Genomic DNA, 24,706 nt, shown 5'->3' with positions numbered 1-24,706 from the left:
CCGATACGCCACCATCTGCACCCGCAAACTCAGTGTTGCGCCTGCAAGACGCCACAGCGCTGCTGCAGCAGGCTGGCAAAAGCTTGCGCCGCAGGGCTTCTGGAGGTATTGGAGTTCCACAGCAAGCTGGCCGTGCGCCGTATGCGGGGGTGCACGGGTATCTGGCACATGCCCTGCGCATGCTGGTGCGCGGCCCGGTCTGGCACGATGCAGGCCAGCTCCTGGCTGTAGCGGCAGGCTTCAATCAAGGCGTACACAGACTCCATCTCGACGCTGACGCGCAGCTTTACCCCCTGTGCCTGAAAGTGCTGCTCCACAATGCGCCGCGTGGCAAAGCGCTGCGACAGCAGCACCAGTGGCACATCCTGCAATTGCTTCAGATGCAGTGACTTAGCCTGCGCCAGGCTGTGGCCCTGGTGGGCCACAAACAGCATTTCCTCCTCAAACACGGGCTCTGAATCCATGCCCTCAACGCCTCGCCGGTCAAAGGCCAGCCCCAGATTCAAGTCACCACTGAGCAGCAAGGCCTCGATCTCTGGTGCCAGTAATTCACGGAACACCAGCTGAATCTTGGGATAGAGGCGGTTAAATTCCGCCACCACAGCAGGCACCAGGGTATGCAAAAAAGTGGGAATGATGCCCACCGTCAGCGTGCCCGACTGCATGTTGGCAAGCCCCTCCAGCGCCATGCGCCCCGCCTCCAGCTCCTGCAGTGCGCGGGCTGCATACACCCGGAATATCTCCCCGGCCTCAGACAGCTTCAAGCCCCGACCAACACGGTCAAACAGCGGCACGCCCAGTTCCTCTTCAATCTGGCGCAACCCATGCGAGAGCGTGGACTGGGTCACGAACAGCTGCTTGGCAGCGGTGGTCAAGTGCCCTGTTTTCGTGATTTCCAAAAAGTACTTCAGTTGCCGTATTTCCATGCTCGCCCCTTCAATCGTTCGAAATTATCGATGAATACGAGCTAAATAAATCATTAGATTCTTGACTCTGGCTTCACTAAGCTTGCTTTCATTGCGGCACCTTTGCCCCGTTTTGCTTGAGCCAGTTGATGACCAACGCCTTCACCATTGAGCGCATTGAAGCGCGCATCCTCGACATTCCCACCATTCGCCCGCACAAGCTGTCGTTTGGCGCGATTCAGCGCCAAAGCCCGGTGATTGTTCAGCTATGGCTGAACAACGGGGCATGCGGGTTTGGCGAGGCTGCCACCATTGGCGGGCCTTCGTGGAACGAAGAGTCCCCCGAGAGCATTGCCCATGCGATTGCGCACTATCTGGCTCCTGCCGTGGTGCAGCAAAAGGCTGGCTGTATTGAACACGTGCTCACCCGCATGGATCAGGCCTGCAAAGGCAACGCCTTTGCCAAATCGGCTGTGGAGATGGCCTTGATTGATGCGCTGGCACGCACCTTGGACATTCCAGCCTGGCAATTGCTGGGGGGCAAAGTCCATGACAGCCTGCCCCTGGCATGGACGCTGGCAAGCGGTGATGTGCAGCGCGATCTGCAAGAGGCGCAACTGCGGCTGGAGCAAGGCCGCCACCGCATTTTCAAGATGAAAATTGGTGCGCGCACGCCGCAGGCCGACGTCGCTCATGTCACGCAGATTGCGCGCGGCTTGCCTGACAGCGCCACGCTGACCGTTGACGTCAACCAGGCCTGGGACGGCAATACCGCCCGCCGCTACCTGCCCGAGCTTATCGACGCAGGCGTGAGCCTGATTGAGCAGCCCGTTGCCAAATGGAATGTGCCCGCAATGGCACAGCTGTGCCAGGAGCTGCGCGGTGCCTTGGTGATGGCCGATGAGACCGTCTGCACCCCCCAGGACGCCATGATGCTGGCGCGCGCCAGCGCTTCTCATGTGTTTTCACTGAAGGTGGCCAAGCACGGTGGCCTGCTGCGCACGCGCCAGGTCGCCGCCGTGGCGCAGGCCGCTGACATCGGCTGGTATGGCGGCACCATGCTGGAGACATCGATTGGCAGCGCCGCCTCTGCGCATGTGTTCTCCACCCTGAGCGGCGAGCACCACGGCTGCGAGCTGTTCGGCCCGCAGCTGCTGGTAGACGACATTGTTGAAAACCCCATGCCGATTCGCGATTTCTGCCTGCAACTGCCCGACGGGCCCGGTTATGGGGTGCAGGTGTCTTTGCAGCAGCTAGACAGGTTTGACCGCCAGCGCAGCGGACAAACGCCTGTGCATATCGACTTGGGGCGCAGTGCCACTGCCTGAGTTTTCGCCCCTTCTTTCATCCCTCCTTTAAAAGATTCACCATGCTATTTCTCGTCAGAATGGATGTCCGCATTCCCCATGACCTGCCCGCCGTACAAGTCCAAGACATCAAAGCCCGTGAAAAGGCCTACTCGCAAGCGCTGCAGCACGATGGCCGCTGGCAGTCCATCTGGCGCGTAGTGGGCGAGTACGCCAACTACAGCATCTTCAACGTCAGCTCCAACGACGAGCTGCACCAGTTGCTGCAAGGCCTGCCACTGTTTGATTACATGGATATCCATGTCACACCTTTGGCGTGCCACCCATCGGCTATCGCCAGCTAAGCGCCAGCCTCAGACGCCACATTCACCACCACAAACAAAACCCGAACGGGGAGACAAACCATGAAGCGCACTTTTATTCAGCAAACACTTGCACTGGCCGTACTGGCAGCCGTGGGCAGCCCCGCATGGGCGCAGGACGACGCCAGCAACTGGCCTTCAAAGCCCGTGAAATGGGTGGTGCCCTTTCCACCCGGCGGTGCCATGGATGCCATTGCCCGCACGCTGGGCGAGGTGGCCAGCCGCAAGCTGGGCCAGCCCTTCATCGTAGAAAACAAAGCCGGTGCTGGCGGCAATATTGGCGCTGACTACGTGGCCAAGCAGCCTGCTGACGGCTACACGCTGATGATCACCTCCATCGGCATGGCCACCAATGGCGCGCTCTACAACAAGCTGAGCTACAACCCCATCAAAGACTTTGCCCCTGTCAGCCTGCTGGCAGTGGTGCCCAATGTGCTGGTGGTCAGCCCCCATCAAAAAGACATCAAGAGCGCCAGGGATCTGGTCGCCAAGGCGCAGCAAAACCCCGACAAGCTGACCTACGCGTCGGCAGGCAATGGCACATCCATTCACCTGGCGGGCGCCAATTTCACCGCGCTGACCGGCGTCAAAATGCTGCACATTCCCTACCGTGGTAGCGGCCCTGCAATCACCGATTTGCTGGGTGGCCAGGTCGATGTGATGTTTGACAGCATCACCTCGGCGCGCCCGCACATTCAGGCTGGCAAACTCAAAGCACTGGGCGTGACCACCAAAACGCGCTCCACCAGCCTTCCTGACGTGCCCACGCTGGCAGAAGCGGGCATCACCGGCTACGAAGTCTCGCCATGGTTTGCCGCCTTCATGCCTGCAGGCACGCCACCGGCCATTGTGGAAAAGCTGGGCAAAACGCTCAACGAAGCCATGACCGACCCGGAGGTCAAAAAGCGTCTGGACTTTATTGGCGCAGAGCCCATTGGCAGCACCCCGCAGGCGCTGGGCCAGCACCTGAAGACTGAAACCGACCGCTGGACAGCCCTCATCAAATCGGCCGGCATCACCGCCGACTGAACCCCCAAGCGCCGCAAGGCGCTTTTTTTTGGGCCCAACACCGCGCCATCGAACACTGCATGGCGGTTTTGCACCTGGCCTCTACCGCCATACTTTGGCTGGCTGGCGCAGCGTGCACAGCGCTCAAGCTGCCTGGGCGCCATGATTCAAATATATTAAAAGAAGAGCTACCAGCGCTTATCAACAAAGGTTTTTAGATAGTTTTATATCTGAAAACCTTTACTGATAAGCCTTAGCAGCTATTAAAACAATATAAACACTGCTTTACCCTGTTGCACCTTTCGCGCACCAACTGCAACTAAAGCAAAGGCGAAAACAGCCGCGCCAGCGAATCACCCAAGCGCTGCAGAAAGCTTTGAGGGCGCGCATAGCCTACGCGCCGGGCGTGGGTCAGGTCTTCCTGGAACTGCTGATCGAGCTTGGCGGCAAAACTCTCGCCATAAACTACGGCACACACTTCGTAGTTCAGGCGAAAGCTGCGGTTGTCAAAATTGGCCGTTCCAATAATGCCCACCATGTCGTCCACCACCATGGTTTTGGAATGCAGCATGCGGGCGTGGTATTCAAACACTTTGACGCCACAGCTGATCAGCTCATCAAAGTATGAGCGTGCCGCAGCGGTCACGATTTTGGAGTCTGACTTTTCCGGCACCAGCAAGCACACATCCACACCGCGCAAAGCCGCATTGGTCAGCGCCAGCATGGCGGCCTCAGTGGGCACAAAGTATGGCGTGGTCAGCCACAGGCGCTTGTGTGCGGCATGAATCGCTGAGATGTGCACGCGGTGAATGGCTTCCATGCTGCTGTCTGGCCCAGAGGCCATGATCTGCACCACCTGATCGCCATCCGGCAGGTCAGGCAGCAAGGCCTCAATATCGCTGGGCTCGTTTTTGCGGTTGTAATCGAGCGCATAGCTCCAGTCTTCCAAAAACACCGTCTGCAGCCAGTTCACGACCGGGCCTTCCAGCCGCACGTGTACGTCGTGGTAGGCATTGTGCAAGATGCGCTTGTCTTCTTCATCAGTGATGTTGACGCCGCCGGTGTAACCAATGCGCCCATCAATCACCACAATCTTGCGGTGGCTGCGAAAGTTGATGACCGGCCGCACGCGGCGGCCAAACTTGGTGGGGTGAAACAGTGCAAATTCACCACCGGCCTCTTCCAGACGCTGGTAGTGCTTGCTCATGAGTTTTTTGGAGCCCAGGGCGTCAACCAGCAAACGCACGGCCACGCCTTGCCGTGCTTTCTCGCACAGGGCCTCCAGCAAGCCCAGGCCCGTTTGGTCGGGCTCAAAAATGTAGTACTCCATGTGGATGGAGTGCTGGGCGTTGCGCACGGCAGCCATGATGCTGTCAAACGTGGCCGCACCACCTACCAGCAGCTCCACATTGTCTGCAGTGCTGACCGGGAAATTGGTGGATGCCGTCACCAGCTTGGCCACCTGGTGCAGCCGCTCTGGGGCCTGGGGCACCTTCTCTTTCAAACGGGCAATGCTGCCGCGCACGCGTGAGCGGCGGCGGCTGCGCAAACGGCGAAAACGCTGGCGCTTTAATCGCCTGGGGCCCAGAAAGTAGTACACCCCAAGGCCGATGATGGGGATCACCGCCATCGACAGCAGCCAGCTGAGCGTTGCCACCGGAGCGCGACGCTGCAACAAAATCCAGACGCCAACAATGACCACGTACACCGACCACAAGATGGACAGCGTCAACATGACATGTTCACGGGTGAACCACTGCAACATAGTGCCCACATCTGCTCCTGATTTGCTTAATTGTTTGGGGCTGACTGTAGCCTGTGAAGTGCGGCTAAAAGCGTGCAGCCATAAAAAAAGCCGGCAGCTTGAAAGCTGTCGGCTTTTTGCAGCATGCGGCGCTTTTAATCTGCCGCAGTGGCCTGCTGAGGTTCTGCAGGTTCGGACTTGCTTTCCTTGTCCGGCAACGGCGTGATGTCCAGCACCACATCGCCCTTGCCTTCGTTGGCCTGCGCATCCCATTCCACTTCCAGGCGTCCACCGTTGACCAGCTGGCCAAACAGCAGCTCATCAGCCAGCGAGCGGCGGATGGTGTCCTGAATCAGGCGCTGCATGGGGCGTGCACCCATGGAAGGATCGAAGCCCTTGGCGGCCAGATGCTTGCGCAGCTTGTCGCTGAAAGAAACTTCCACCTTCTTCTCGGCCAGCTGCTGCTCCAGTTGCAGCAAGAACTTGTCAACCACACGCAAGATGATCTGTTCATCCAGCGGCTTGAAGCTGACGATGGCATCCAGACGGTTGCGGAACTCAGGGGTGAACAGGCGTTTGATGTCCACCATTTCATCGCCCACCTGGCGCTGGGTGGTAAAGCCCATCACCGACTTTTGCATGGCTTCAGCGCCCGCATTGGTCGTCATGATGACGATCACGTTGCGAAAATCTGCCTTGCGCCCGTTGTTGTCCGTCAGCGTGCCGTGGTCCATCACCTGCAGCAGCACGTTGAAGATGTCAGGGTGTGCCTTCTCAATTTCATCGAGCAGCAGCACGGAGTGCGGCTTCTTGGTCACTGCCTCTGTCAGCAGGCCACCTTGGTCGTAGCCGACATACCCGGGAGGCGCACCGATGAGGCGACTGACTGCATGGCGCTCCATGTATTCAGACATGTCAAAGCGAATCAGGTCCACGCCCAGAATGTAGGCCAGCTGCTTGGCCGCTTCTGTCTTGCCCACACCGGTGGGGCCACTGAACAGGAACGAGCCAATCGGCTTTTCTGGCTTGCCCAGACCAGAGCGCGCCATCTTGACGGCACTGGCCAGAACTTCCAGAGCCTTGTCCTGGCCAAACACCACACTCTTGAGGTCACGCTCCAGGGTTTGCAGCTTGCTGCGGTCGTCGTTGGAGACGTTGGCAGGCGGAATGCGGGCAATCTTGGCAACGATTTCTTCAATCTCGGTGCGGGTGACGGTGTCTTTGCGCGCAGCGGGCTGCTTGACACGCTGGGCAGCGCCAGCTTCGTCAATGACATCAATGGCCTTGTCAGGCAAGTGACGGTCATTGATGTACTTGGCAGACAGCTCCGCCGCAGCTTGCAGTGCCTCGGTGGTGTACTGCACACCATGGTGCTCTTCAAACCGTGACTTGAGCCCCTTGAGAATTTCAATGGTCTCAACCACGGTAGGCTCCACCACATCCACTTTCTGGAAGCGGCGTGACAGGGCCGAGTCTTTTTCGAAAATACCGCGGTATTCCGTAAAGGTGGTCGCACCAATGCACTTGAGCTGACCGCTGGACAGCGCAGGCTTGAGCAAATTGGAGGCATCCAAAGTGCCGCCAGAGGCCGCACCGGCACCGATCAGGGTGTGGATTTCGTCGATAAACAAAATCGCGTTGGGCTTTTCTTTGAGCGTTTTGAGCACGCCCTTCAAGCGCTGCTCAAAATCGCCCCGGTACTTGGTTCCGGCCAGCAAGGCGCCCATGTCCAGAGAATAGACCACCGCTTCGGACAGCACCTCTGGCACCGTGCCTTCCGTAATGCGCCAGGCCAGGCCTTCGGCAATGGCGGTTTTACCCACACCTGCCTCACCCACGAGCAACGGGTTGTTTTTGCGACGGCGGCACAGGATCTGGATGGTGCGCTCTACCTCGTAGTCACGACCAATCAACGGATCAATCTTGCCGTCTTTGGCCGCCTGGTTCAGGTTCTGCGTGAATTGCTCCAGAGGAGAAGCTTTTTCTGCACGCTCACTGCCCATGCCGCCGGTATCTTCGCCTTCCATGCCTGTATCAGACTTGGCGGGCTCTGGTGGATCGCTCTTGCGAATGCCGTGGGCAATGTAGTTGACCACGTCCAGACGCGTCACCCCCTGCTGGTGCAGGTAATACACGGCGTGCGAGTCTTTCTCGCCAAAGATAGCTACCAGCACATTGGCGCCAGTGACTTCTTTTTTGCCATTGCCTGTGGACTGCACATGCATGATGGCGCGCTGAATCACGCGCTGAAAACCCAGCGTAGGCTGTGTATCGACCTCTTCAGAGCCAGACACCTGAGGCGTGTTGTCTTTGATGAAGTTGCTCAGCGAGGCGCGCAGATCATCCACGTTGGCGGAGCAGGCGCGCAGCACGTCGGAAGCGCTGGGGTTATCCAGCAGCGCTTGCAATAAATGTTCTACGGTAATGAATTCGTGGCGCTGTTGACGGGCTTCCACGAATGCCATGTGCAAGCTGACTTCCAGTTCTTGGGCAATCATGTACGAACTCCTTTGTGCTTGCGGTTTATGAGACTGTGTGTATAGGTCAGGGCGAACACCATTTATTCAATAGGCTCGCTTACAGCTTGCAGCGGATGACCAGCTTGCTGGGCAGCTTGAAGCACTTGCTCCACTTTGGTGGCAGCAATATCGCGGGAATAGACACCACATACGCCGCGTCCGTCCAGATGAATTTTGAGCATGATTTGCGTAGCCTGCTCCTTATCTTTGCTAAAGAATTCTTGCAGCACTTCAATCACAAACTCCATAGGAGTGAAGTCATCATTGAGCATGACCACTTGGTACATCGGGGGCGGCGCAACCTTTTGCTTGCGCCTTTCCAGCACCACTGAGTTGCCATCATCCTCCCTATGGATCTGGTCTGGCAATGTAGGGCGATGCGGAGGTTGTTGGGTAGCCATGAATTTCATTCTAGCGATCAGCCCGCATTCATTTTTCATGCTTTTATTTGGGCTCGAAAAGGGTCATTTCAAGAAACATCATGTAGGACACCGTAAGTTGATGGACTACATGCTGCGGTCAAGCGTTACGCCACACAATCTGGCAGCCGACATTGCCGGTTTCAGCACGCCATGCTGCCAGGGCTGCATCACTGGGGTAAAACTTGTTTCGCTCCCCCATGTCCAGTTCCGCCAAGGCTGCAGTATCACCATCTTGGCAGCGCACCCCCAGTCGAATCTTCAAGCCACGCACCACCTCGCCCTCTTCGCTTGAGTCCACCAAGGCAGGGAACTCTCGCAAAATACGCGTGACGTCGGGCATCTTGTGCGCAGCATCGATCTGCAGATAGCGTGCGAAACGGCAGCGGGCATCGCCCAAGCTGAAAACCTTCTGGGCCTTCAGGCGTAAACCACCGCTGAAATGGTCGTTTTGCACACGGCCACTGATGACGACAAACTCATCGTCCTTCAAGAGGTCGCTATTGGCGTTCAGCGTTGCCTCGTCAATAGAGGCTTCCAGCACCGCGCTCTTATCGTCGAGCTTGAACAGACACAGCTTGCCGCGCTGGCCGTTGATTACCCGAAGGTCGCTGACAATGCCTGCCAGCAACTGAGGCTCACGGCTGTCGCTCAACTCGCTCAAGGGGGTGCGTATGAAGTTGCGCACCTCCTGCTCTACTTCGTCAAACAGGTGGCCGGAGATATAAAAGCCCACCGCCAGCTTTTCCTGCGTCAGCCGTGTTTTGATACCCCAGGGCAAGGTATCTGCCAGGGGCGGCTCCTGCGCACTTGAGCCCTGGGCGTCGGCGCCCATCATGTCAAACAGCCCGCCCTGGTTCGCATTGGCCAGCTGTGCGCTGGAATACTCAAACGCGGTATCCACCGAGGCTACCAACGATGCACGATCGAGGTGGATGCTGTCGAACCCACCGGCTTTGATCAGCGCCTCCAAGGTGCGTTTATTCAACTTACTGCGATCCACGCGGGTACAAAAGTCAAAGAGACTCTTGAATGGGCCTTTGACATGCGCATCTGGCCCGACACCATTGCCCTCACGGGCGGCGATGATGGCTTCAATGGCCTGCTGGCCGGTGCCCTTAATGGCACCCAGACCGTAGCGAATCACCTTGTCTGTCACAGGCTCAAAGCGATAGCCCCCACGGTTCACGTCAGGCATCTCAAACGTCATGCCCATCTTCAAGGCATCTTCGTACAGCACCTTCAGCTTGTCGGTGTTGTCCATTTCCACGGTCATATTCCCGCAAAAGAACTCCGCCGTGTAGTGCACCTTGAGCCAGGCCGTGTGGTAGGCAAGCAAAGAATACGCGGCTGCGTGCGACTTATTGAAGCCATAGCCGGCGAATTTTTCCATCAGGTCGAAAACTTCGCCCGCCTTGTCTTCACTAATGCCTTGCTTGCTAGCACCTTCACAGAAAGTGGCGCGATGCATGACCATCTCTTCCACTTTCTTCTTACCCATGGCCCGCCGCAGCAAGTCAGCGCCACCCAGTGAATACCCGCCCAGAATCTGCGCAGTCTGCATCACCTGCTCTTGGTAGACCATGATCCCGTAAGTTTCCGAGAGCACCTTCTCTACCAGAGGGTGGGGATACTCAATCTCTTCACGGCCATGCTTGCGCGCCACGAAAGAAGGAATCAGATCCATTGGACCTGGCCGGTACAGCGCATTCAAGGCAATCAAGTCTTCCAGACGGGAAGGCTTGGCATCGCGCAGCATGCCTTGCATACCGCGTGATTCAAACTGGAAGACGGCTTCGGTCTTGCCTTCCTGGAACAACTTGTAAGTTGGGTGATCATCCAGCGGGATTTCCTCAAACCTGAAGTCTTCCTGCCCCTTGTGGCGCTTCATGATGAATTCGCGCGCGATCTCCAAAATAGTCAGCGTGGCCAGGCCCAAGAAGTCGAACTTCACCAAGCCGATCTGTTCCACGTCATCTTTGTCGAACATCGCGACCGCAGAGTCACTGCCGGGTTGCTGGTACAAGGGACAAAAATCGGTCAACTTGCCGGGCGCAATCACCACGCCGCCCGCGTGCATGCCGATATTGCGGGTCATCCCTTCCAGTTTTTGCGCCAGCTCGATGAGGTTTTTGACGTCTTCTTCCTGCTCAATGCGCTGCGCCAGGACAGGCTCGGCTTCAATCGCATAGGTGTACTTGTCACCGTCTTTCTTGGGGTTGGGCGGGTACTTCAGCGTGACATGCAAGCCCGGCTTGTTTGGAATGAGCTTGGAGATACCGTCACAAAAGCCATAGCTCATGTCCATGGCCCGGCCCACATCGCGGATCACCGCACGAGCGGCCATGGTGCCGAAGGTGGCGATCTGGCTCACCGCGTTGCGCCCGTAACGGTCCTTGACGTAGTCAATCACCCGATCACGGTTAGCCTGACAAAAGTCCACGTCAAAGTCAGGCATGGAAACACGCTCTGGATTCAAGAAACGTTCGAACAGCAGGTTGTAGTGAATAGGGTCAAGGTCGGTAATCTTGAGCACATAAGCCACCAGCGAACCAGCGCCAGAACCACGCCCCGGCCCTACTGGACATCCATTGTTCTTGGCCCAGTTAATAAAGTCAGCCACGATCAGGAAGTAGCCCGGAAAGCCCATCTTCAAGATGATGCCCAGCTCAAACTCCAGTCGCTCTACGTACTCTGGACGCTTGCTACTGCGCAGTTTGGCGTCTGGGAACAGCAGCTGAAGCCGGTCCTCCAGCCCCTCGAACGAAGCCTTGCGAAAGTAATCCGCCATGGTCATACCGCCCGGGGCCGGAAAATCTGGCAGGAAATAGGTCCCCAGCTTCAACGACACACTGCATCTGCGCGCAATTTCCAGCGTGTTCTCGATGGCGGAAGGAATGTCCGCAAACAGCTGCTCCATGTCCGCGCTGCTTTTGAAGTATTGCTCGCGCGTAAAACGGCGCACACGCTTGGCATTGCCAAGAATTTCGCCCTCGGCAATGCAGACCCGCGTCTCATGCGACTCAAAGTCGTCTGGCTTGGAAAATTGAATGGGGTGCGTGGCAACCACAGGCAAGTTAAGCCGCGAAGCCAGTTGTGCAGTCTGCACCACCAGCTTTTCATCTTCACTGCGCCCGGCGCGTTGCAGCTCTAAATAAAATCTGTGTGTAAACGTACTGGCCAGCTGCAATGCAACATCTGCTGCCCCCTGAGAGTCGCCGCGCAGCAAGAGTTGCCCCACTGGCCCCGCATTTGCGCCAGAAAGCAGCAGCAGCCCTTCATTGAGCTCCTGCAGCCACTCCCATTTGAAAAACGGTTGTGCCTGGACTTTGGAGACATTGCCTGTCCAGCCTCGGGCCAGTATCTCCGAAAGGTTGTGATAACCCTGCTGGCTCTGCACCAAGACCAGTACACGGCAAGTCGTGCCCGTGGCAAAACCTTCCATATTGAGCTCTGCGCCCAAAATGGGTTTTACCCCTTTGCCTCTGCCTGCCTTGTAAAATTTGAGTGCCCCAAACAAATTGTTCAGGTCTGTAATAGCCAGTGCGGGTTGGCCATCTGCCGCAGCAGCACTGATGGCATCATTGATTCGGCAAGTTCCATCGATGACGGAAAACTCGGTGTGCAGGCGCAAGTGAACAAACATAGCCGCCATTGTAGAAACACCCAGCCGCCCATGCCTGAACTTCGTTGCATGTCCGTAGCAATAAGTGGCAGCACAAGGCTTGCGAAGTGAAAGATTTAGCCCTATACAATGCAGCACATATTGCAGACTGCACCCAGCTCATTTAGAGCAGCCGCCTTACTAGAATTTATGACAACCTCTGTCCGAAAGCTGTTCGCTATGCCGCGTATTTCACGACCTGCTCTTGCTATTATTTTCACAGCAGGCCTGTTGTCCGGATGCTCCTCAACCAAAGAAGATCCCACAGCAAACTGGTCGACTGACCGGATCTACACCGAGGCACGCGATGAAGTCCAGGCTGGCGGCTTTGACAAAGCTGTGCCTTTGTTTGAAAAGCTGGAAGGCCGTGCAGCAGGCACGCCCTTGGCACAACAAGCTCAGATCGAAAAAGCCTACGCCCAGTACAAGGCCGGTGAAAAAGAGCAAGCACACGCAACGCTGGATCGATTTATCCGTCTGCACCCTGCCAGCCCAGCCATTGATTACGCGCTTTACCTCAAGGGTCTGGTGAACTTCAATGACAATCTGGGCATGTTTGCATGGCTGTCGCGCCAGGATTTGTCTGAACGCGATCAAAAAGCCGCCAAAGACTCTTACCAGGCATTCAGCGAACTGGTGACGCGCTTTCCCGCTTCTCGCTACGCCCCTGATGCACGCCAGCGCATGACTTACATTGTCAATTCGCTGGCTCAGTACGAAGTACACGTAGCACGCTACTACTACTCGCGCGGCGCCTACGTTGCGGCGATTGCACGCGCGCAAACCGCACTGTCTGATTACCAGGGCGTCCCTGCAAGCCTGGAAGCTTTGGATATTTTGATCAATTCCTACGACAAGCTGGGCATGAACGACCTGCGAGATGACGCCAAACGCGTTCGCGATGGAAATTTTGCCAATGCAGCTGATGCGACAAAAACACCAGCAGCCAAAGGCCCATGGTGGAAAATTTGGTAATTGCGTTCGTTTAAGTCAGAACTCGCATCCCGATTTCTGTACTGCCAGGCTTAGAAGCGGCAATTGTTTAATGCAATTGTCGCTTTTCTCTTTTGAGGCATACAAACACTGCTATAGTTACAGCTTCGGACAGACACAGGCGCGTAGCTCAGTTGGTTAGAGCACCACCTTGACATGGTGGGGGTCGTTGGTTCGAATCCAATCGCGCCTACCAAATTTAGCAAGCTCAACCAAGGCTTGCAGCACAAATGCCCGCTAGCAAGCGGGCATTCTTGTTTGTGCCCCATGAAAACCGTTCACGGAAAACGGTGCTCAAAGAGATACGGATTGCATCGGCCAAATCTCAGACAATCGCCCCTACACACTCTGGCAACAACTCTTGCTGCGACATCGACCTGAGAGCGGCAGGCTACTGAGCATGCCACTGGCATGGAGCCATTCGTTTTTTGATGGCTATCGCACTTGCTGTGCAAGCTTGTCAGCAGCAAGCGAGCATATTGCTGACAATCCGCCCCACGCCCATTGCATCAGCACGCACAGGCTTCTGCCCTGTCATTTGAATGAACACTGCCTATACGCTCACTGTCACCGATACCTTGGATGAGGTAGACCCTGCCGTCTGGCAAGCCATGGCCCAGGGCAGTCCCTTCGTGGGCTACCACTTCTTGCGTCTGCTGCAAGCGACCGGCTGCGTACATGCTCGCCAAGGCTGGTATCCACAGTACGCGCTGCTGCACCAAGGGGGTGTTCTGGTCGGCGCAGCCCCGTGCTTTTTGAAAACACATTCACGCGGCGAGTTTGTATTTGATCAAGGCTGGGCACAGGCTTTTGCAGCGCATGGCTTGCCTTACTACCCCAAGCTGGTCATCGCATCACCCTTCACACCAGTGCAAGGCCCGCGCCTGCTGGCCGTGGATGCCCAGGCGCGATTGGCGCTGGCCCAAGGGCTTCGTCAGTTCTGTGAGCAGTCACAGGCTTCATCCGTACACAGCTTGTTTGTGAACCCCGAAGATCGCCACGCCCTGCAGCGCGCCGGATTTATGGTGCGTGAAGGTGTGCAGTTTCACTGGCGCAACGAGGCTTATGACAGCACAGAAAGCTTTTTAGCTCAGCTATCCCAGGACAAACGCAAAAAGATGCGCCAGGACAGCAAGTATGTGGCCGCCGCTGGCATCAGCTATCGCTGGCTGGAAGGCGAGCAGCTCACGGCTGAGCACCTGTCCTTTTTCTACCGCTGCTATGTGCAAACCTATGTGGAGCACCATTCACAGCCTTATCTGAGCGAAGATTTTTTCCAGCAGGCCCATGCACAGGGCGTGCTGCATTTTGTGCTTGTACTGGCTGAGCGCGACAAGCAGCCGGTGGCCTGTGCACTGAATGTACGTGCCGCAGACACCTTGTATGGCCGGTATTGGGGAAGCCAGGAGTTTGTTCGTGGCCTGCATTTTGAAACTTGCTATATGCAGTCGATTGCCTACTGCATTGCCCATCAGCTACAGATCTTTGAAGGCGGCGCCCAAGGTGAACACAAAATGGCGCGAGGCCTGCTGCCCGTGAGCACCTATTCCGCGCATTACGTGGCCCACCCTCAGTTTGCGCAAGCCATCGGCGACTTTCTGGAGCAGGAAACCATGGCTGTTGAAGGCTATGTACAGGAATTACAGGCAGGCAACCCGTTCAAGCCCAAGTAAGGACAGTTCTGCGGCAGTCCCGTTACAACCCGCTGAACCACTGACTTCGCCACGGTCCAATAAAATTATGGTCAGCAGCCAGTGCAAGCTTCGAGTTCGCTTCTGGCTTGCACCTTCTTCACGCGCGCCGGCTTGCAAAGCAATGCCCCCGCAGCCGCTGCCGCACGGCTGCCGCTTGGATGGCGATGCTTGTTTTAAACTGGGTATCAAATCCCCAAGTCCAATTGCACACGCCACGACCCTGTAAACCCTGCAGGGGGCATGTGTGGCCTCAGCGCACAACCAGATATACAACGTGCCCGATATTCTGAATATTTCCTGCTACAAGTTCACCCCCTTGCCGGATGCCGACATCCTGTGCACCACCCTGGCAGAGCGTGCCAGTGCACTGAACCTCAAGGGCACAGTGCTTCTGGCCGAAGAAGGTATCAACTTCTTTCTGGCCGCCCCGCCCGCAGCCATTTACACCTTTGTCAACGCCCTGCGTGAAGATCCCCGCTTTGCAGACCTGGACCCCAAGGAAAGCTGGTCAGATACCGTGCCGTTTCGAAAGATGCTGGTCAAGGTCAAGCGTGAAATCATCCGCATGGACCATCCCACTATTCGCCCCGCAGCAAGTCGCGCGCCCTCTGTGGCTCCCGCCACACTGCGCCGCTGGCTGGAACAAGGCCATGACGACGAGGGGCGCGAGGTCATCACGCTGGACACTCGCAACGACTACGAAGTGGATGAAGGCGCCTTTCGCAATACAGTGGACTGGCGCCTGACCAAGTTCACCGAATTCCCTCCGGCTTTGCGTACTCACAAGGCCAGTCTGGCCGACAAAACTGTGGTGAGCTACTGCACCGGCGGCATTCGCTGTGAAAAAGCCGCCATCCTCATGCGCAACGAGGGGCTTGAGCACGTCTACCAGCTCGAAGGCGGCATTCTCAAATACTTTGAGGAAACTGATGGTGCTTTCTACGACGGTGGTTGCTTTGTGTTTGATGAACGCCGAGCCGTAGGTGCAGACTTGGCAATCACACCACTGCAGAGCGAGGGCAAAGACAAGCCCCAGCAACCCACCTGACCATGAGCGCAGGCACTGTGCATGCGCCAGCAAAGATCTGTCATCAGCGCTGACCACGCGGAGCCTTCGTCCGGTGGATGACGCCGGCAGTGGGCGCATTGTGTTTCACACAATAGCGCTTGTCGGCTGCATTCAAGCGGCTTGAATACCTTTGCTGGTGTCTGCTGCTTCATCGTGCAACGTGTCAGCTGGGGCATTGCCCATCCCGATGTACTGGACTGCATTGAAGCGTTCTGCAGCTCAGCATGCCGCCAAATTCACCAAGCACCTGAGCACGGTAGTGTGTGCGTCTGGCGCTTGGCTGGTGCAGATCCGGGGCAATCCAGGTGCGGCTCAAGCGCGGGGTGTCATCGCCACCAGCACAAGTGTCAGGCAACCTTCGGTGACAATGTAGCCTTTGGCTGCGAAGACTTTAGCGGCTCTTGCATCAAAATACATTCACCGAGTGGGTGCGGCGGCATGGTTTGAATACTGAAAGCCTGTGCCAAAACTTGCGCCAAAGCGGGGAGTGTAAAGTCAGACTACCGGGTATGTACTGGCGTAGTCTTGGCGTAAGCTTTTGTCCCGACATTCGAAAAAAAACGTCATCCACAACAGCCACTTAACTAAACAAACCAACAACTTACAGTTAAAGCATGTCACTAAACATTGTCATTTTGGACGACTACCAGGACGCGGTGCGCAAACTGCAATGCGCCACACGCCTGGACGGCTTTAACGCCAAAGTTTTTACTAATACGGTCAAAGGTGTTGGTCAGCTGGCTGTTCGATTGCGTGATGCAGATGTCATTGTGCTCATTCGCGAGCGCACCCCCATTACTCGCCAGTTGATTGAAAAACTCCCGAAACTCAAACTCATTGCGCAAGTGGGCAAAGCTGGCCCGCACATTGATGTGCAAGCCTGCACCGAGCACGGCGTTGCTATTGCTGAAGGCGTTGGCTCACCGGTAGCTCCTGCCGAGCTCACATGGGCGCTCATCATGGCCGCAATGCGCAGATTGCCGCAGTACATCTCCAACCTCAAGCACGGTGCCTGGCAGCAATCCGGTTTCAGAGCAGCCTCCATGCCGCCCAATTTTGCAATTGGCAGCGCGTTACGTGGACGCACTTTGGGCATCTGGGGTTATGGGCGCATCGGCCGCATTGTGGCTGGCTACGGCAGAGCTTTTGGGATGAATGTCATGGTCTGGGGTAGCGCCTCGTCCTGTGCATTAGCGCAGCAAGATGGCTATCACGCTTGCAGCAGCAAAGAGGAATTTTTCGCTAACAGTGACGTTCTTTCCCTGCACCTGCGTCTGACTGCACAGACGACGCACATCGTGCAACGCACTGATCTGGCGTGGATGAAGCCCACCGCCTTGCTGGTCAACACCTCACGCGCAGAACTGATCGAGCCTGATGCACTGGCTGCAGGGCTGCAGCAAGGAAGACCCGGCCTGGCTGCTGTCGATGTATTTGAAAGCGAACCTATTTTGCAAGGGCATGCATTGCTGCGAATGGAAAACTGCATATGCACACCCCACATTGGCTATGTGGAGCAAGACAGTTATGAGCTTTACTTTGGTGCAGCGTTTGAAAATATTTTGCACTTTGCACAAGGCCAGCCCAGCAATATTCTGAACCCTGAAGCCTTGCGCACATAAAGCGCCCTGCCACCTGCTCAGTCTTCCTGAGTTTTTTGCAGGTGCGCTAGTTCTTGAGCAATGGCTTCGTGCACCGACACGCTGACCAGTTGCTCCACATCTTGCCGAATGGCTTGGTAGAGGCTTTGCGTGTGCATCTGCACCAAGTCAGACAACGCATAGCGCAGGCGCTCTTGCAGCGCACCATCCAGTCGAGCCATCACGCTGACCTGCATGGCCTGTGCCATCAATGACCAGTCTTGCGCGGCAACAGGCGCTTGGATCGGCGGTGACATTGGCAGTGATACTGCTGCCACCTCTGCCACCTCAACCAGCTCTGCTACGGGTTCTGCGCAGTTCTCCTCTAAAGGTGGCTCTGGTGTAACGGTACTGAGCCTGTCTGGCGTTGGCTCCTGTGGCGCCGGTGCTGCCTGCTCCTGCACGACGTCGGTCAGCGTCGGTACAAAGCGCGGAGGCTGGCGAGCATCTGAATTGAACATCGCTCAACCCTCCTTCAGTACCAAGTCAAAGCGCTCGATGGCATGGCCCGCCTCTTGATAGGCACGCCAGCGAACACGGGCCTGAGCGCGGTCCTGTTCGTCAAAGCTCGAGACAACCTCGACAACTTTAGCGAACGCCTCAAAGCCCTGAGGCATTTCGCCCCCCAGATTAAGCAGCACCTCCTGGTGCGTGCTGGCGGCTGCAGATTCAACAAGCACCACGGGTGCCAAGGTGAAAATTTCAGCATCCTCGCCTTGCACAGCATGTGCCAGAAACTCATGCCCCGCGAACTTCCATAAACGCGCAGACAACTGGCGCAGCCGCTCCATGGGAGCCACCACAGTGACGCGTGCATCATGGCGCATGGCTTTGCGAATGAAGCGGCACGCATATTCCAGTTTGTCTGGCGCATTAAAGTGAAAAGACACTTGGGGCATGGGTGTTTCTGTCATCAAACTTTGGCAGCCTTGCCTGAAGACTTGGCTTGCGCACCTGCCAGCACCGTGGCTGGCTTGCTAGCGCGCTTGACAGCTGCTACCGCCTTCTTGGCTTTGGGTGCCGGTTGTTGCGCCGCATCAAGCAGGTATTGCATCAGCAAAGGCACCGGGCGGCCGGTTGCACCCTTGGCCGCGCCTTCTTTCCAGGCAGTGCCCGCAATATCCAGGTGTGCCCAGGGCATGCTACCCACAAAACGCTGCAGGAATTTTGCTGCTGTAATGGATCCACCCGCACGGCCGGCAACGTTGCCCATGTCTGCAAAATTACTCTTTAAGCCTTCGGCATAGTCATCATCCAAAGGCATGCGCCAGCAAAGATCCTGGCTCTTTTCGCCAGCTTGCTGCAGTGCCTCGCCCAAAGAGTCCTGGTTGGCGTACAAGCCAGAGCGCACGCCACCCAAAGCGATGACGCATGCACCCGTCAATGTGGCAATGTCAACGACTGCCGAAGGCTTAAAGCGCTCGGCATAGGTCAAAGCGTCGCACAGTACCAAACGCCCCTCGGCATCCGTGTTCAGAATTTCGATGGTGAGCCCATTCATGCTGGTCACCACATCGCCAGGCTTGATCGCAGCGCCATCGGGCATGTTTTCGCAGGCAGGGATCAAGCCCACCACATTGATCGCAGGCTTGAGCTGTGCCAATGCACGAAACACGCCCAAAACGCTGGCGGCTCCGCACATGTCAAATTTCATCTCATCCATTGCGGCTGCTGGCTTGAGCGAAATGCCACCGGTATCAAACGTAATGCCCTTGCCTACCAGCACCACTGGGGCCTGAGATTTGGCGGCCCCGCTGTATGTCAGCTCAATAAACTGCAGTGGCTCTATAGAACCTTGCGCAACGGCTAAGAATGCGCCCATCCCCAGCTTGGCCACTTCCTTGGGGCCATGCACCTTGCACTGGATAGATGGGTGCTTGGCCAGCTCCTTGGCTGCCTTGGACAGCAGTGTGGGCGTTGCATGGTTAGCGGGCCGGTTTCCCCATTCCTTGGCCAGCGCCTGACCCAGCGCAACAGCTACAGCCTGATCAAAACTGCTGGTGGCCGAGCGTTTGTCCAGAACACCAATGCTGATATTGGTAAGTTCTGCAACTTTGCTCTGCGATTTGGTCAGCGTATAAGCGTAGGTGGTATCGGCAGCAGATTGCACCACAGTGCGCACGGCTTCGTTCACATCATCGAGCGCGCTCAGGCACACAATGGCGTGTTTGACACCTTCAGCCTTGAAAACAGAGGCTGCACTCGATAATGCGCTGCGCAGATCGCGTACAGTTCCTTTGCCCACACCCAGCAACAAAACACGGCGTGCTTGCACGCCCTGAGTTTGGTACAAGTGCAGTTGCTTGGAGGTCGCTGCAGACCAGTCACCATGACTGACAGCGTTTTGCACCAAGGCAGACAAGGGGTCTTGTTGAGGCTTGAATGACTCAGGCACCAACAATAAAAGAAGATCGCACTTTGCTGCAGCGGCGCTGGACAGGTTCAAAGTCTTCAGTTCAAAGTTCATAATCGGCGTTTTCCTTTTCTGCCAATGTTATTCGATTCATCCATACGCAAGGAGCTGGGCCGCAGCTTCGGTGCCACGCTGGTGGTACTTATCACCGTGGTTATGACCATGATGCTGATCCGCACTTTGGGTCAAGCCACCAAAGGCACTGTCAGCCCCTCCGATGTGATGCTCGTTATGGGTTTTACGGTCCTGGGGCAGATGTCTACCATTTTGACGCTCAGCCTCTTTGTCGCTGTCGTTGGCACACTGTCTCGCATGTACCGCGACAGCGAGATGGCTATCTGGTTCGCCAGCGGCCAGGGTCTTGCCAGCCAGCTCAAGCCCATTTTGCGATTTGCATGGCCCATCGTGGTCACGATTGCAGTGCTGGGTTTGCTGGTCTGGCCGTGGAGCAACCAGCAGATTCAGGAATTGCGCAGTCAATTTGAACAACGCAGCGACATTGACCGGATTGCTCCGGGCGAGTTTCAGGAATCTTCCGATGGCACACGCGTGATCTTCATCGATAAAGACAGTGTTTCTGATGAATCGGCCAGCAATATTTTCTTGGTCGAGCAGCGCCAGGGCCGCGAATATGTGACATCGTCCAAAACGGCCCAGCTGCAGACCATTGAAGACCAGCGCAACGTTGTGCTGACTGAAGGCCAGCGCGTGGAAACAGATCAGGCCACAGGCCAGATCAAGCTGACTCATTTCGACAAATACACCCTGCTTTTAGAGCCTGCCTCTGCGGCGCAAACCAACCTGACAGCGCGGGCGCTGTCAACAACTGCGTTGCTCCAAGCACCCACCGCAGTCAATCTGGCTGAAGCTGGCTGGCGTGCTGGCCTGCCGTTGGCAGCGCTCAATCTACTGGTGCTTGCCTTGGCAATCACTATCGTCAATCCCCGGGCAGGCCAAAGCACCAGCTTGGTGGTCGCGCTTCTGGCCTTTGTGGTTTACTACAATTTAATGAGCATGGGACAAAGCTGGGTTGCCTCCGGGCGCATTTCCTTGCCAACCTATCTGCTGGGTATGCACGGCGGTATTTTTGCCATTGCCGCCATAGGGCTGACCATCCGGCACAACCGCTGGCACCTCAAAGACCTCTGGCAGCGTCGTGAGGTGACCGCATGAAAACACTGCGCAAGCTTATCTACCGCGACACCATCAGTGCGATTGGGTTTGTCGTTCTGGCCTTTCTTGCCATGTTCTTTTTCTTCGATCTGCTCGATGAAATGAGTGATGTAGGCCGCCAGTTTGGCGATGTCACCTACAACATTTGGCACGCTTTGCTGTCTGTCAGCCTGGGGCTGCCCAACCACCTCTATGAGTTGCTGCCTATTGCCGTACTGATTGGCAGCATTTTTGTCATGGCGCGGTTTGCCCAGAGCTCTGAGTTCACCATCATGCGCACCAGCGGCCTGGGTCCATGGCTTGCATTGCGCACCATGCTCACCTTGGGTGCCTGTTTTGTCATCCTCACCGTGGCTGTGGGGGACTACATTGCACCAGCAGCCGAGCGCATTGCGCTGACTGCCAAAGCCAAGTACCTAGGAAAGACTTCTACCGTAGGCTCCACTGGCGCTTGGCTGAAGGAAAGAAACAAGGGCAATACCTTGGCCGTGAATGTCCGCGCTGTGCGTGCCGACGGTGCATTGACGAAGGTGCGAATCTTCGAATTTGATACACAAGGGCGCATGGTGCTGCAAATTCACGCTGACAGCGGTCAGGTGCTGGAAGATGCGGACATCTGGATGCTCAACAATGCCCAGCTGACGCGCTTTCAGTACACCGACACTGGCGGCACAGAGGCGGCACAGCTCACGCGCGAAAACAGCAGCACGCTGCAATGGCCCAGCACCATCAGCAGCGAAATGCTGGTGGCCGCTGTGCACAAACCAGACCGGATGCCCACGCTGGAGCTGTTTCAGTTCATTCAGCATTTGAAGGCCAACGATCAGTCGGCCCAAAAGTACGAAATCGAGTTTTGGCGCAAGGTCTTCTACCCCCTGAGCTGCCTGGTCATGGTGGTGCTGGCACTGCCATTCGCCTACCTGCACTTTCGCTCCGGTGGTATTGCCGGCTACGTGTTTGGCGGCGTAATGGCCGGTATCAGCTTTTTCTTGCTGAACAACGTCTTTGGCTATGCAGGCAACCTGCAAAACTGGTCCCCTATGCTCACGGCAGCAGCACCGGGGTTGATCTATTCCATACTTTCACTGGGTGCTTTTGCATGGCTGGTGATTCGCCGCTAAACATGACGCCACCGTTGCGCGGCGTCATTTTCTTTGCCCACGGCTCACGCGATCCGCTGTGGAGCGCGCCCATTGAGGCTGCTGCACAAGCCTTGAAAGCCCAGCACCCTCAAGCACTGTGCGCTTGCGCATACCTGGAGCTGACTGAGCCAGATTTGCCTGCAGCGTGTCAAAGCCTTGTGGCGCAAGCCTGCACCCAGATCACTGTTGTGCCCATGTTCCTGGGGACTGGTCGCCACGCACGCAACGACCTGCCCAAACTGGTGACACAACTGGCACAAACCTACCCGCAGGTTCTTTTTCACATCGCCACCCCAGTGGGTGAAGACCCCCGCGTGACGGCACTGCTGGCCAGCATTGCGGCCGAGCATCTTGCATAAAACAACACTTCTTTAGATATTTGATTCATAATGATGAAAGCATCCTTGCTGTCATCCTCTTATGAATCTCCATCAATTCCGTTTCGTCCAAGAAGCTTCCCGCCGCAATCTGAACCTGACAGAAGCGGCCAAAGCCCTGCACACCTCGCAGCCCGGTGTCTCCAAAGCCATCATTGAGCTGGAGGAGGAATTGGGGGTGGATATCTTTGCCCGGCACGGCAAGCGCCTCAAACGCATTACAGAGCCCGGGCAGCACGTACTCAAGAGCATTGAAGTGATCATGCGTGAGGTGGGCAATCTCAAGCGCATTGGCGAGCAGTTCAGCGCACAGGACAGCGGCACCTTGAGCATTGCCACCACCCACACGCAGGCTCGCTACGTGCTGCCACAGGCAGTGGCAAAGCTGCGCAACAGCTACCCCAAAGTCAACATCAGTCTGCACCAGGCCACCCCGCACGAAGTGGCACGCATGGTGCTCGATGAAGTCGCTGAGGTCGGCATGGCCACTGAGTCGCTGGCCGACTACCCTGAGCTGGTCACCCTGCCCTGCTATGAATGGCAGCACGTGCTGGTTGTACCCAGCGGGCACCCCCTGTCCACCAAGGAGCGCATTGGGCTGGACGATCTGGCTGGCGAGCCACTGATCACCTACCACCCCTCATTCACGGGCCGCGGAAAACTGGATGCCGCTTTTGCAACGCGCAAAATCGAGCCGCGCATCGTGCTGGAGGCCATTGACTCCGACGTGATCAAAACCTATGTGCGACTGGGCCTGGGCATCGGCATTGTGGCCGAGATGGCCATGCGCGATGACCACGGGCAAGACCTGGTGTCTCGCCCTGTGGGCCATCTGTTTGGTCAGAGCGTGGCGCGCGTTGCCTTCAAACGCGGTGCTTATCTGCGCAATTTTGTTTACAAGTTTGCCGAGACGCTGAGTGACCGCCTCTCGCGCGATCTCATCTTGCGGGCCATGAGCGGCCATGTGAACGATTACGAGCTGTAAGCACTTTTTGATCCGGGTGCCGAAAGGGCACCCTTTTTTTGCCCCGCCAGGGCGTGTTTCCTGCCATGACTGTTGTGACTCCAGCATTTCCCAGCAAGCTGCCCAATGTGGGCACCACTATTTTTTCTGTCATGTCTGCGCTGGCCAACCAGCACCAGGCCGTCAATCTGGGTCAAGGCTTTCCAGATTTTGGCTGCGACCCAAAGCTGGTGGATGCCGTCACGGCAGCCATGCAGGCGGGCCACAACCAGTACCCACCCATGCCCGGCATGCCACAGCTGCGCGAAGCCGTGGCAAGCAAGATGCAAGCCTTGCACGGATGCCGCTATGACGCCAACAGCGAAATCACCATCACGGCAGGTGCCACGCAGGCCATCTTGACTGTCATTTTGGCCACCGTACATGCCGGTGATGAAGTCATCGTGCTGGACCCCTGCTACGACAGCTACGCGCCCAATATTGAGCTGGCAGGTGGCACCTGCGTACGCGTGCCCCTGACGCCGGGCACGTTCCGCCCTGACTTTGCCAAGATTGCTGCGGCCATCACGCCTCAAACGCGCCTGCTCATCGTCAACACCCCGCACAACCCCAGCGCCACCATCTGGAGCGCCGATGAGATGCGCCAGCTAGAGGCCTTGCTGGCGCCTACCAATGTGCTGCTGATCAGCGATGAGGTGTACGAGCACATGGTGTTTGATGGCGCACAGCACGAAAGCGCCGCCCGCTTTGCCGGCTTGGCCGCACGCGCATTCATCGTTTCCAGTTTTGGCAAGACCTACCACGTGACCGGCTGGAAAGTGGGTACCGTGGCAGCGCCTGCCGCATTGATGGCTGAATTTCGCAAAGTGCACCAGTTCAATGTGTTCACGGTCAATACACCCATGCAGGTGGGACTGGCCACCTACATGGCTGACCCCGCGCCCTATCTGGAGCTTTCAGCCTTCTACCAGCGCAAGCGCGATTTGTTTGCACTGGGCCTGCGCGACACTCGCTTTAAGCTTTTGCCCACCACCGGCACCTATTTCCAATGCGTGGGCATCTCTGCGGTCACCGAGCTCAATGAATCCGACTTTTGCCAGTGGCTGGTCAAAGAAGTGGGCGTGGCGGCGATTCCGCTGTCAGCGTTCTATGGCAATGGCTTTGATCAGAAAGTGATTCGTTTTTGCTTTGCCAAGAAAGATGAAACCCTGCAGGCCGCACTGGAGCGACTGCGCAAGCTGTAATCAGCGCATCTGAATTTTCAAATATATAAAAAGGGAGCTGCTAGCGCGCTCCCTTTCTTGTTTTCAAAG

At 56.7% G+C, this 24,706-nt stretch carries 20 protein-coding genes and 1 tRNA gene; 13 read left to right on the top strand and 8 right to left on the bottom strand.

Going from position 1 to position 24,706, the window contains the following annotated elements:
- Window positions 1-29: 29 nt before the first annotated feature.
- On the bottom strand, window positions 30-926 hold the full coding sequence (locus H9646_RS02125) for a LysR substrate-binding domain-containing protein (RefSeq protein WP_191721665.1): 897 nt from the start codon (window positions 924-926) through the stop codon (window positions 30-32).
- Between the two features lie 128 nt (window positions 927-1,054).
- Here H9646_RS02125 and H9646_RS02120 point away from each other — a divergent pair, with 128 nt between their 5' ends.
- The 3 genes from H9646_RS02120 to H9646_RS02110 are packed head-to-tail and all read left to right on the top strand — an operon-like array spanning window position 1,055 to window position 3,603.
- On the top strand, window positions 1,055-2,233 hold the full coding sequence (locus H9646_RS02120; RefSeq protein WP_191721664.1) for a muconate/chloromuconate family cycloisomerase: 1,179 nt from the start codon (window positions 1,055-1,057) through the stop codon (window positions 2,231-2,233).
- Between the two features lie 41 nt (window positions 2,234-2,274).
- Window positions 2,275-2,556 carry a muconolactone Delta-isomerase gene (gene catC, locus H9646_RS02115; RefSeq protein ID WP_191721663.1) on the top strand — a complete coding sequence of 94 codons (282 nt, stop codon included), beginning with the start codon at window positions 2,275-2,277 and terminating at the stop codon, window positions 2,554-2,556.
- A gap of 60 nt (window positions 2,557-2,616) precedes the next feature.
- Window positions 2,617-3,603: a Bug family tripartite tricarboxylate transporter substrate binding protein gene (locus tag H9646_RS02110; RefSeq protein WP_191721662.1), complete on the top strand. Its 987-nt coding sequence runs from the start codon at window positions 2,617-2,619 to the stop codon at window positions 3,601-3,603.
- A gap of 298 nt (window positions 3,604-3,901) precedes the next feature.
- Here H9646_RS02110 and cls read toward each other — a convergent pair whose 3' ends face one another.
- The 4 genes from cls to dnaE form a co-directional block, all read right to left on the bottom strand.
- Complete coding sequence (gene cls, locus H9646_RS02105) at window positions 3,902-5,347, bottom strand: cardiolipin synthase (protein WP_191721793.1); 1,446 nt, start codon at window positions 5,345-5,347, stop codon at window positions 3,902-3,904.
- Window positions 5,348-5,481: 134 nt separating this feature from the next.
- Entirely contained in the window at window positions 5,482-7,824 is a 2,343-nt protein-coding gene (gene clpA, locus H9646_RS02100; RefSeq protein WP_191721661.1) for an ATP-dependent Clp protease ATP-binding subunit ClpA, read from the bottom strand.
- Between the two features lie 62 nt (window positions 7,825-7,886).
- Window positions 7,887-8,246 carry an ATP-dependent Clp protease adapter ClpS gene (gene clpS / locus H9646_RS02095; RefSeq protein WP_191721792.1) on the bottom strand — a complete coding sequence of 120 codons (360 nt, stop codon included), beginning with the start codon at window positions 8,244-8,246 and terminating at the stop codon, window positions 7,887-7,889.
- Window positions 8,247-8,364: 118 nt separating this feature from the next.
- Window positions 8,365-11,910, bottom strand: a complete 3,546-nt coding sequence (gene dnaE, locus H9646_RS02090; protein WP_191721660.1) for a DNA polymerase III subunit alpha — start codon at window positions 11,908-11,910, stop codon at window positions 8,365-8,367.
- Window positions 11,911-12,108: 198 nt separating this feature from the next.
- Between dnaE and H9646_RS02085 the strand changes: the two genes are divergently transcribed.
- From H9646_RS02085 to H9646_RS02065, 5 genes are all read left to right on the top strand, one after another.
- Window positions 12,109-12,903, top strand: coding sequence for an outer membrane protein assembly factor BamD (locus H9646_RS02085; protein WP_191721659.1), 795 nt, complete (start codon window positions 12,109-12,111; stop codon window positions 12,901-12,903).
- Between the two features lie 137 nt (window positions 12,904-13,040).
- Window positions 13,041-13,117: transfer RNA gene (locus H9646_RS02080), tRNA-Val, on the top strand.
- A gap of 346 nt (window positions 13,118-13,463) precedes the next feature.
- Window positions 13,464-14,594 carry a GNAT family N-acetyltransferase gene (locus H9646_RS02075; RefSeq protein WP_191721658.1) on the top strand — a complete coding sequence of 377 codons (1,131 nt, stop codon included), beginning with the start codon at window positions 13,464-13,466 and terminating at the stop codon, window positions 14,592-14,594.
- A 295-nt stretch (window positions 14,595-14,889) separates the two neighbouring features.
- A complete protein-coding gene (locus tag H9646_RS02070; protein WP_191721657.1) occupies window positions 14,890-15,663 on the top strand; it encodes a sulfurtransferase in 774 nt (257 codons plus the stop codon).
- A 635-nt stretch (window positions 15,664-16,298) separates the two neighbouring features.
- Window positions 16,299-17,306 (top strand): D-2-hydroxyacid dehydrogenase family protein, encoded by a 1,008-nt coding sequence (locus tag H9646_RS02065; protein ID WP_191721656.1) that lies wholly within the window; start codon window positions 16,299-16,301, stop codon window positions 17,304-17,306.
- 17 nt (window positions 17,307-17,323) lie between these two features.
- On the opposite strand, the gene H9646_RS02060 is transcribed toward H9646_RS02065, so the two are convergent.
- From H9646_RS02060 to H9646_RS02050, 3 genes are read right to left on the bottom strand one after another with little or no spacing between them, the layout of a single operon-like run.
- Window positions 17,324-17,785 (bottom strand): hypothetical protein, encoded by a 462-nt coding sequence (locus H9646_RS02060; protein WP_191721655.1) that lies wholly within the window; start codon window positions 17,783-17,785, stop codon window positions 17,324-17,326.
- A 3-nt stretch (window positions 17,786-17,788) separates the two neighbouring features.
- A complete protein-coding gene (locus tag H9646_RS02055) occupies window positions 17,789-18,223 on the bottom strand; it encodes a DNA polymerase III subunit chi (RefSeq protein ID WP_191721654.1) in 435 nt (144 codons plus the stop codon).
- Between the two features lie 14 nt (window positions 18,224-18,237).
- A complete protein-coding gene (locus H9646_RS02050; RefSeq protein ID WP_191721653.1) occupies window positions 18,238-19,791 on the bottom strand; it encodes a leucyl aminopeptidase in 1,554 nt (517 codons plus the stop codon).
- A gap of 24 nt (window positions 19,792-19,815) precedes the next feature.
- On the opposite strand from H9646_RS02050, the gene lptF reads away from it, so the two are divergent.
- The 5 genes from lptF (at window position 19,816) to H9646_RS02025 (ending at window position 24,637) form a co-directional block, all read left to right on the top strand.
- Entirely contained in the window at window positions 19,816-20,910 is a 1,095-nt protein-coding gene (gene lptF / locus H9646_RS02045; RefSeq protein ID WP_191721652.1) for an LPS export ABC transporter permease LptF, read from the top strand.
- Entirely contained in the window at window positions 20,907-22,031 is a 1,125-nt protein-coding gene (lptG, locus tag H9646_RS02040; protein ID WP_191721651.1) for an LPS export ABC transporter permease LptG, read from the top strand. The genes lptF and lptG overlap by 4 nt, the downstream gene beginning before the upstream one ends.
- A gap of 2 nt (window positions 22,032-22,033) precedes the next feature.
- Window positions 22,034-22,411 carry a sirohydrochlorin chelatase gene (locus H9646_RS02035; RefSeq protein WP_191721650.1) on the top strand — a complete coding sequence of 126 codons (378 nt, stop codon included), beginning with the start codon at window positions 22,034-22,036 and terminating at the stop codon, window positions 22,409-22,411.
- 61 nt (window positions 22,412-22,472) lie between these two features.
- Window positions 22,473-23,414: a CysB family HTH-type transcriptional regulator gene (locus H9646_RS02030; RefSeq protein WP_191721649.1), complete on the top strand. Its 942-nt coding sequence runs from the start codon at window positions 22,473-22,475 to the stop codon at window positions 23,412-23,414.
- 65 nt (window positions 23,415-23,479) lie between these two features.
- Window positions 23,480-24,637, top strand: coding sequence for a pyridoxal phosphate-dependent aminotransferase (locus H9646_RS02025; RefSeq protein ID WP_191721648.1), 1,158 nt, complete (start codon window positions 23,480-23,482; stop codon window positions 24,635-24,637).
- Window positions 24,638-24,706: the final 69 nt, after the last annotated feature.

The organism is Comamonas avium (assembly GCF_014836675.1).
Taxonomy (GTDB): Bacteria; Pseudomonadota; Gammaproteobacteria; order Burkholderiales; family Burkholderiaceae_C; genus Comamonas; species Comamonas avium.
This window is presented reverse-complemented; position numbering and strand designations above follow the sequence as displayed.